This is a genomic window from Gaiella sp. (assembly GCF_039915195.1).
Lineage (GTDB): Bacteria > Actinomycetota > Thermoleophilia > Gaiellales > Gaiellaceae > Gaiella.
In genome coordinates this window covers 1-8,629 of the sequence record NZ_JBDSNT010000152.1, presented here as the reverse complement: position 1 = coordinate 8,629, position 8,629 = coordinate 1, and the positions used below count along the sequence as shown (strand labels likewise).

General features: G+C 67.2%; 8 protein-coding genes. 6 read left to right on the top strand and 2 right to left on the bottom strand.

What is annotated here, in order from left to right; translation table 11 throughout:
* The first annotated feature begins 84 nt into the window (after nucleotides 1-84).
* The 4 genes from rplM (at nucleotide 85) to glmS (ending at nucleotide 4,172) form a co-directional block, all read left to right on the top strand.
* Entirely contained in the window at nucleotides 85-513 is a 429-nt protein-coding gene (gene rplM, locus ABIR74_RS13950; RefSeq protein ID WP_348179179.1) for a 50S ribosomal protein L13, read from the top strand.
* Nucleotides 514-909 carry a 30S ribosomal protein S9 gene (gene rpsI / locus ABIR74_RS13945; protein WP_348179177.1) on the top strand — a complete coding sequence of 132 codons (396 nt, stop codon included), beginning with the start codon at nucleotides 514-516 and terminating at the stop codon, nucleotides 907-909.
* Between the two features lie 74 nt (nucleotides 910-983).
* Nucleotides 984-2,249 (top strand): phosphoglucosamine mutase, encoded by a 1,266-nt coding sequence (locus ABIR74_RS13940; RefSeq protein WP_348179175.1) that lies wholly within the window; start codon nucleotides 984-986, stop codon nucleotides 2,247-2,249.
* Nucleotides 2,250-2,342: 93 nt separating this feature from the next.
* Nucleotides 2,343-4,172 carry a glutamine--fructose-6-phosphate transaminase (isomerizing) gene (glmS, locus tag ABIR74_RS13935; protein WP_348179173.1) on the top strand — a complete coding sequence of 610 codons (1,830 nt, stop codon included), beginning with the start codon at nucleotides 2,343-2,345 and terminating at the stop codon, nucleotides 4,170-4,172.
* Nucleotides 4,173-4,277: 105 nt separating this feature from the next.
* On the opposite strand, the gene ABIR74_RS13930 is transcribed toward glmS, so the two are convergent.
* Nucleotides 4,278-4,943 (bottom strand): aquaporin, encoded by a 666-nt coding sequence (locus ABIR74_RS13930; protein ID WP_348179171.1) that lies wholly within the window; start codon nucleotides 4,941-4,943, stop codon nucleotides 4,278-4,280.
* Between the two features lie 133 nt (nucleotides 4,944-5,076).
* On the opposite strand from ABIR74_RS13930, the gene fdhD reads away from it, so the two are divergent.
* Entirely contained in the window at nucleotides 5,077-5,871 is a 795-nt protein-coding gene (fdhD, locus tag ABIR74_RS13925; protein ID WP_348179169.1) for a formate dehydrogenase accessory sulfurtransferase FdhD, read from the top strand.
* Here fdhD and ABIR74_RS13920 read toward each other — a convergent pair.
* Nucleotides 5,861-6,763, bottom strand: a complete 903-nt coding sequence (locus ABIR74_RS13920) for a LysR substrate-binding domain-containing protein (RefSeq protein WP_348179167.1) — start codon at nucleotides 6,761-6,763, stop codon at nucleotides 5,861-5,863. The two genes, fdhD and ABIR74_RS13920, sit on opposite strands and share 11 nt — an antisense overlap.
* A gap of 140 nt (nucleotides 6,764-6,903) precedes the next feature.
* Between ABIR74_RS13920 and ABIR74_RS13915 the strand changes: the two genes are divergently transcribed.
* On the top strand, nucleotides 6,904-8,629 hold a 1,726-nt coding region (locus ABIR74_RS13915), incomplete at its 3' end, for a molybdopterin-dependent oxidoreductase (protein ID WP_348179165.1).

Below are 8,629 nucleotides of genomic sequence, written 5' to 3'. Positions count from 1 at the left end.
GTCGGGGCACCTCTCGCTCTCGGCGTCCCGTGGTACGCTGCTACACTCTCCCGTCGGCGGTCACCGACTGCCCCTTTTCACGCTATGAAGACCTACACCGCCAAGCCCGGAGAGATCCAGCGCGACTGGTACGTCGTCGACGCCGAGGGGAAGACCCTGGGCCGACTCGCGACGCAGATCGCCGACACGCTGCGCGGGAAGCAGAAGCCGCAGTACACGCCGCACGTCGACACGGGTGACTTCGTCATCGTCGTCAACGCGGAGAAGATTCACCTCACCGGCCAGAAGCTCGACCAGAAGATGGTCTACCGTCACTCCGGCTTCCCGGGTGGCCTCAAGACGCGGACGATGCGCGAGCAGCTCGACCGCCGGCCGACCGAGGTCATCCGCAAGGCCGTCAAGGGCATGCTGCAGAAGAACAAGCTCGCCGCGGCGCAGCTGACCAAGCTCAAGGTCTATGCAGGCCCCGAGCATCCGCACGCCGCGCAGGCGCCCAAGGATCTGGAGCTCTAGATGGCAGACATCGCGCAGTATCTCGGTACCGGTAAGCGCAAGACCTCGGTCGCGCGCGTCATCCTGCGTCCCGGTGACGGTAAGACCTGGATCAACGGTCGCACGCTCGAGGACTACTTCCCGCGCGCGTCGCACCGGACATCCGCTCTCGGCCCGTTCAAGACGGCCGGCGCGGAAGGCACGTACGACCTCCGTGTTCGCGTGCACGGCGGCGGCATCAGCGGCCAGGCCGGTGCGGTACGGCATGGGATTGCTCGCGCCCTCGTCGAGGCCGATCCCGAGCTTCGCACGGCACTGAAGCGCGAGGGCTACCTCACGCGTGACGCACGTCAGGTCGAGCGCAAGAAAGCCGGCCTGCACAAGGCGCGCAAAGCACCACAATTCTCCAAGCGATAGCCGGCCGCCCGTAGGGGCGAGGCGAAGCCTCGACCGCGTGCGCAGGTTGCTGCTTCGTTCGCAATCAATCACCCATGTCTCGTCAACACTTTGGAACCGATGGTGTTCGCGGCATTGTCGGCGAGAGCCTGACCCTCGATCTCGTCGAACGGCTGGGCAGGGCGTCGACGGCCTGGGCAGGTCGCGGGCGGGTCTTCGTCGGTCGTGACACCCGCGGATCAGGCCCTGCGCTCGAGGACGCCGTCGTCGAGGGCATCGTCTCCGCGGGCGGAGTCGCCGTCTGCGGAGGAGTCCTCCCGACTCCGGCGGTCGCTCTGCTCGCTCAGGATCTCGGGATCGTGCTTTCGGCCTCGCACAACCCACCCGAGTACAACGGCGTCAAATTCTTCACGTCCGAGGGGCACAAGCTCTCGGACGAGCACGAGGAAGCGATCGAAGCCCTTCTCGAAACGCCAGCACACGCGCGTGGCTCGGTCGAGATCGCCGAGGATGCAGCGGCCGGGTACGTCGCGCATCTTCTCGAGCACTTCGGCTCCGACCTCACGGGCCTGCGGGTCGCCGTCGACTGCGCCAACGGCGCGTTCTCCGCGATCGCCCCCGCCGTGTTCGAGCAGCTCGGCGCGCAGGTGACCACCGTCGCGGCGACACCCGACGGGACGAACATCAACGTCGGCTGCGGAGCAACCGATCTCGGCCTGCTGCAGGAGGTCGTTCGTGCCGGCACATTCGATCTCGGGATCGCGTTCGACGGAGACGGCGATCGGATGCTCGCAGTCGACGAGACGGGAGAGCCGCTGGACGGGGATCAGATTCTCGCGATCCTTGCTCTCGCAAAGGGCGTCGATGCAGTGGCTGCGACGACGATGACGAATCTGGGCTTCCACCGGCTCATGAGCGAGCGAGGTATTCGAGTACTCACGACCGACGTCGGCGATCGGCATGTACTCGCTGCGATGCGTGCCGAGGGAGCCGTCCTCGGCGGCGAGCAGTCGGGGCACCTGATCACGCTCGACGGTCACGTGACCGGCGACGGGCTGGCGGCCGCGCTCCTTGTCTGTCGTGCCCTCGACGGCGGGTCGCTCGCTGCCGCCGCGGCCGTCCTCCACCGCCTGCCGCAGGCGAAACAGAACGTTCGGGTGTCCCGCCCCGGGCTCCCGGACGCGGTTGTAGAGGAGGTTGCTCGGCTCGGTGACGAGCTCGCAGGTCGGGGCAGAATTCTCGTTCGCCCTTCCGGCACCGAGCCGGTCGTCCGCGTCCTCGTCGAGGCCGAAAGCGAGGAGGAGGCGGCAACTCTCTGTGGTAAAGTCGCCAGTCTCGTCCGGTCGGAGCTCGACGACTAGCTCGGAAAACGACCCACGGCGGGAAGGTCCGAGGATACGGCGCAGTCAACCCCCACGCCGGACGTCGGCAGGGACGACGAAGGAGATACGCCAATGTGTGGAATCATCGGATACGTAGGGCCACGGGAGTGCAAGCACCTTCTCCTCTTCGGCCTCGAGCGACTCGAGTACCGCGGGTATGACTCGGCCGGCATCGCCCTCCTCGAGAGTGACGGGCTGCGCTACACGCGCGCCGTCGGGAACCTCCAGAACCTGAAGCTGGCCGCCGGAGAGGCGCCTTCGCCTGCGACCACCGGGCTCGGCCACACCCGCTGGGCGACACATGGCGGCGTCACCGAGGCCAACGCGCATCCTCTTGCAGGCGACGACCCGGCCGAGGTCGCGATCGTGCTCAACGGCATCGTCGAGAACTACCGTGAGCTGCGCGCCCGCCTCGGCGAGGCAGGACACGCCTTCACCTCGGAGACCGACGCGGAGACGGTGACGCATCTGATCGAGGAGTACTACGACGGCGACATCGTCGAGGCAACCCGCCTCGCGTTCAACGAGCTCGAGGGGCACTTCGCGTTCGTCGTCATTCATCGCGACCACCCCGGCGTCCTCGTTGGCGCCCGCCACCAGTGCCCGCTCGTCGTCGGCATCGGCCAGGGAGAGACGTTCCTCGCATCGAACGCCGCGGCGTTCCTGCGCGAGACGCGCGAGGTGCACTTCCCCGAGGACGGCGACCTCGTCGTGATCACGCCCGAGGGCGCCCGGCACCTTCGCGCCGCCGATGGCTCGGCGGTCGACCGCGAGCTGATCGTTCTGGACTGGGACGACGAGAGCGCAGAGAAGGCCGGCTTCGAGACGTTCATGCTGAAGGAGATCTACGAGCAGCCGGAGGCCGTTGCGGAGACGATCGGCGACCGCGTTCGCCACGGGCGCCTGGAACTCGAGGGGCTCGGCATGGACGACGACGAGATCAAGGTCCTGCGGCGGATCGTGATCCTCTCCGCCGGCACGTCCTATCACGCTGCAGTAGCGGGCCGCTACGCGATCGAGGAGTGGGCGCGCGTTCCCGTTGAGCACGACATCGCCTCCGAGTGGATCTACCGCAATCCCGTCCTCGATCGCAGCACGCTCGTGATCGGGATCTCCCAGTCGGGCGAGACGCGCGACACGATCGCCGGGATGAAGCTCGCGCGCGAGATGGGTGCGCGCACCGTTGCGATCACGAACATGATGGGCTCGCAGATCACCCGTGAGGTCGACACAGTCCTCTACACGCGCGCCGGCCTCGAGGTCAGCGTCGCTGCCTCGAAGACGTTCACGGCGCAGGTCAGCCTGCTCTTCCTCGTGGCGCTGAAGCTCGCCCAGGTGCGGGAGACGCTCCCTCCCGAGGAGCTGAAGTTCATCCTCGACGAGGTGTACTTGCTGCCCGAGAAGATCCAGGCGTTCCTAGACGGCGACCACCCGATCGACGAGATCGCGCAGCGGCACTTCGACAAACCGTTCTTCCTCTACCTCGGCCGCCACATCGGACTGCCCGTCGCGCTCGAGGGTGCGCTGAAGCTGAAGGAGATCTCCTACATCCCCACCGAGGCGTACTCGGCGGGCGAGATGAAGCACGGCCCCATCGCCCTGCTCGACGAGTCGACTCCGGTTGTCGTGATCGCGACGCGCAGCCACGTCTACGACAAGATGATCTCGAATATTCAGGAGGTTCGTGCCCGCGGAGCCCACGTGATCGCGATCGCCACTGACGGCAACGAGGACATCCAGCATCACGCGGACGACGTGATCTACATCCCGCGCTCGCCGGCGTTCCTCCAGACCGTGCTCGCAGTCGTGCCCTTGCAACTGCTCGCCTACCGGATCGCCCGGTTACGCGGTCTGAACGTCGACCAGCCGCGAAATCTGGCGAAGACCGTCACCGTCGAGTGAAGGGATGTTTACTGCAGGCTTTGCCTGATCCTGAAGGGGCCGTCCGCGGACCGTCGTACACGGCGTCTCGCTGAAGCCCGACGCCCTGCGCGGGCGCGCTGTCGCCTACGCCTTGTCGCCGCGCAGCGCCATCGAGAGCGCGCCCGCGAGGGCGGCGCCGATGAGCGGGCCGACGATGTAGATCCAAACGTTCCCGAAGTCGGCCGCCCAGATGGCCGGGTCGATCGAGCGTGCCGGGTTGAACGAGCCGCCCGAGCTCGGGCCCATCGTCACCGCTGCGATGAAGATGAAGCCGCCGATCGCGACGGGCGCAAGCACGCCCTTCCACGGCGCCGAGTCGTCGGTCGCAACCGTGATGATCACCGAGACGAAGAGGAACACCGCCACGAGCTCGATCATCATCGCGCGCCAGTCCTCGACGCCCTTGCCGGGGTTCGTGACCAGCGAGTCCTTGATGTCGTTCGTGTAGAGGAGCGTCGCGACGAGGACGGCGATGAAGCCACCGATCAGCTGTGCGACCCAGTAGGGGATCACGGCCGACATCGGGAACTTCCGCCCGACGGCGAGACCGAACGTGACGGCCGGGTTGTAGTGGCCGCCCGAGATCTGGCCGAACGCGGCGATCATGAGGCCGAGGCCCAGACCGAAGCCGGCGGCGACGCCCGCGGAGGCGATCGAGCCAGGAAGGTTCACCGACGCGGCGATACCGCTGAACCCGATGAAGAAGAACCCGAAGGTCCCCACGGCCTCGGCAAGGAGTCGGTTGCTCATCGACGGGGTTTCCACAGTGGTGCCTCCCGGAACTCGGCGTTGGTGGCAAATCGGTGCCGTACTCGGCAGCGAGCAAGAAACTACGCGAGCCGCCGGACGGTTCGTTGCTCCAACCGGCTACGGTTGGCACCTGATGACGCCGAAGCGAGAGGCCCCGCCGGCCCACAGCACCGCTGTCGTACGCGTGCTGCGCCTGCCTGCCGGGGAAACGGTAGACGACCGAGTCGCCGTCGAGGAGCCACTCGAGCTCCGGATCGACGGCAACCCCGTCGCCGTGACGATGAGGACTCCCGGGCACGACGAGGAACTCGCGCTCGGGTTTGCGCTCTCCGAGGGGCTGCAGCCCGTGTCGGCCCGTCTGCCGGACGACCTCGCGGTGAACACGATCGAGCTCGAGGCGCCAGGCTTCGATCCCGCACGGGTCGCGCGCTCGTTCTACACGACGTCATCGTGCGGTGTGTGCGGAAAGGGCGCGCTCGAGGCGATCGCCGTCGAGTCCCCGCCCGTCGAGAGCACGCTCACGATCAGCGGCACGCACGTCGGGCAGTTGCCCGACCGGCTCCGCGCAGCGCAGGCGGCTTTCGCCTCGACGGGGGGACTCCACGCGACAGGATTGTTCACGGCCGCAGGTGAGCTCGTGAGCGCGCGTGAGGATGTCGGCCGGCACAACGCGATGGACAAGGTGATCGGGCGCGCCTTTCTCGACGGGCTCCTGCCTCTGGCGGATCACATCCTCTGTGTCAGTGGACGCCTCTCATTCGAGCTCGTCCAGAAGGCCGCGGTCGCGGGTTGCCCTGTCCTCGTTGCGGTCGGCGCACCCTCGTCGCTCGCCGTCGAGCTCGCGGTCGACCGGGGCATCACACTCTGCGGATTCGTGCGCGACGGGCGCTGCAACGTCTACTCACGACCGGAGCGAATCACCGACTGAGCGCAAGCTCGAGGTCGACGTCGCCCGCGACCTCGAGCAGTGCCCGAGCGAGGATCGACTCCGGATCGCGGTCGGGCCACACGAGGCCGATCGTGCGCGCGGTCGAGGGTGCCACCAGAGGAATCACCCTCATCCCGAGAGGTACGTCGAAGGCGTGCAGCCAGGCGTGCGACAGCACGCTCGACCACGGCCCGTCTCGGACGTGGGCGATCAGCGTCGAGATCGAGTTGGTCTCGACCGTCGGCCGCGGCTCCGCTCCGGCTTCGTGGAAGATCCCGTCGACGATGCGGCGGTTCTGCATGTCTCCGGTCAACAGGCAGAGCGGCACGGTTGCAGCCTCCGCCCAGGTCACGCTCCGCTTGGCCCCGAGTGGCCCGTCGGCGTCCGTGAGCAGCAGATAGCGCTCCTCGTAGAGTGCCTGGGTGCGCACTCCGGTGAGAGGCTCCGAGTCGAGGTACGTGATCCCGAGCTCGAGCTCGAACTCGAGCAGCCCTCGCTCGATCTGCCTCGAGTTGAGCGAGTAGACGGCCACCGTGATTCCGGGGTGGCCGCTCGTCAGCCGGGTCGTCAGGAGCGAGACCGACGGCAGCGACGTGGGGATCGCGCCGATCCGCAGTTGCCCTGAGAGCCCCCCACGCATCGCGTCGAGCTCGGCATCGAGTCCGCCGACATCGGCGAGGATCCGCCGTGCCCACTCGAGCACCTTCTCGCCCTCGGGCGTCAACCCCTCGTAGCGTTGTGAGCGCCTGACGATCGGGAACCCGACCTCGCTTTCGAGCCGACGGATGCCCGACGAGAGGGTCGGCTGCGAGACCCCGCACGCCCTCGCAGCGCGGCCGAAGTGCTGCGCGCGAACGACCGCGACGAGATAGTGGAGATGGCGAAGATCCACAGCAGAATGATAGATTACGTCTATCACACGGTCGACCGTGTCACTTTGACGCGAAGGGGAATGACAGCAATCCTGTTAGAGGGCAACCGAGCTGCTACCCGGAGACAGGCCGAGGCCTGGCGCCACTGAAGGAGAGACGCATGCGCAAGACCAAAGGACGGCTGATGGAGCCACTCGTCCGTGGCGACGACGGTGCTCTGCGTACCGCCACCTGGGACGAGGCGCTAGACCTCGCCGCCGCCGGGTTCGCCCGCGCGCGCGAGGCCGACACCTCGACGTCGTTCGGCATTTTCTCGTGCTCCAAGGCGTCGAACGAGATGAACTTCATCGCCGGCAAGTTCGCGCGCCAGGTGATGGGCACGAACAACATCGACTCCTGTAACAGAACCTGACACGCCCCTAGCGTCGTCGGTCTGGCGACGGTGTTCGGAGCAGGCGGCGGCACGTCGTCCTACGCGGAGATCGAGGAGACTGACGTCGTTCTCCTCTGGGGGTCGAACGCGCGCGAGACGCATCCGATCTTCTTCCATCACCTGCTCAAGGGCGTGCACAACGGCGCGCGGCTTTTCGTTATGGATCCGCGGCGTACGACGTCGGCGGCATGGGCCGACCGCTGGCTCGGGCTCGAGGTCGGCTCCGACATCGCGCTCTCGAACACGATGGCGCGGGAGATCATCCACGCCGGTCTCGCGAATCGCGCCTTCATCGACCACGCGACCGAGGGCTTCGACGCGTATGCAGCGTCGGTCGAGCCGTTCACGCTCACGGAGGGAGAGCGCCTCACCGGCATTCCAGCCGCCGTGATCTGCGAGACGGCACACGCCTTCGCGCGCGCCGACCGCGCCATGATCTGCTGGACGCTCGGGATCACCGAGCACCACACGGCGGTCGACAACGTGCTCGCGTTGATCAACCTGGCGCTCCTCTGTGGCCACGTCGGCCGATTTGGCTCCGGGCTCAACCCGCTGCGCGGGCAGAACAACGTGCAGGGCGGCGGCGATATGGGCGCGATTCCAAACAAGCTGTCCGGGTTCCAGGACATCGAGCGCGATCCCGAGGCGCGCGCGCGGTTCGAGGAGGCGTGGGGCGTGACGATCCGTCCCCACTACGGCTGGCATCTGACCCAGATGTTCCACGGAATGGAGAGCGGCGAGCTGCGAACGCTCTACGTTATCGGTGAGAATCCCGCGCAGTCCGAGGCGGACATCAACCGCACGCGCAAGCTTCTCTCCGAGCTCGATTTTCTCGTCGTGCAGGACATCGTCCTGACTAGAACGGCGGAGATGGCCGACGTCGTCTTCCCTTCCGCCGCGTCGTGGTGTGAGACCGACGGCACCGTGACGAACAGTGAGCGCCGTGTGCAACGGGTGCGCAAGGCCCTCGATCCGCCCGGTGAAGCGCGGGACGACATGTGGATCATCACCGAGATCGCCCGCCGTCTCGGCCATGACTGGCCCGATCCCGTGGCCGAGGACGTCTGGGACGAGCTCCGCTCGCTCTCGCCGATGCACGGCGGCATGAGCTACCAGCGACTCGAGGAGCTCGGCGGGCTGCAATGGCCCTGCCCCGACGAGGCGCACCCGGGCTCGCCCATGTTGCATGAGCGCCTGTGGGCCGACCCCCTCGTTGGCCCTCCGGCGCCGTTTACCGTCGTCGAGGCCCGAGGTCCGTTCGAGCAGCTCGATGCTGACTACCCGATCCGGCTCACCACCGGCCGACGGCTCGAGTCATACAACACGGGCGCGCAGACGAACCTCTACTCGTCACCGCTTCATCGCGGCGAATCGCTCGACCTCTCGCCGGAGGATGCGGAGCGGCTCGAACTCGCAGATGGCGAGATCGCGCGTGTCTCGTCCAGGCGAGGCT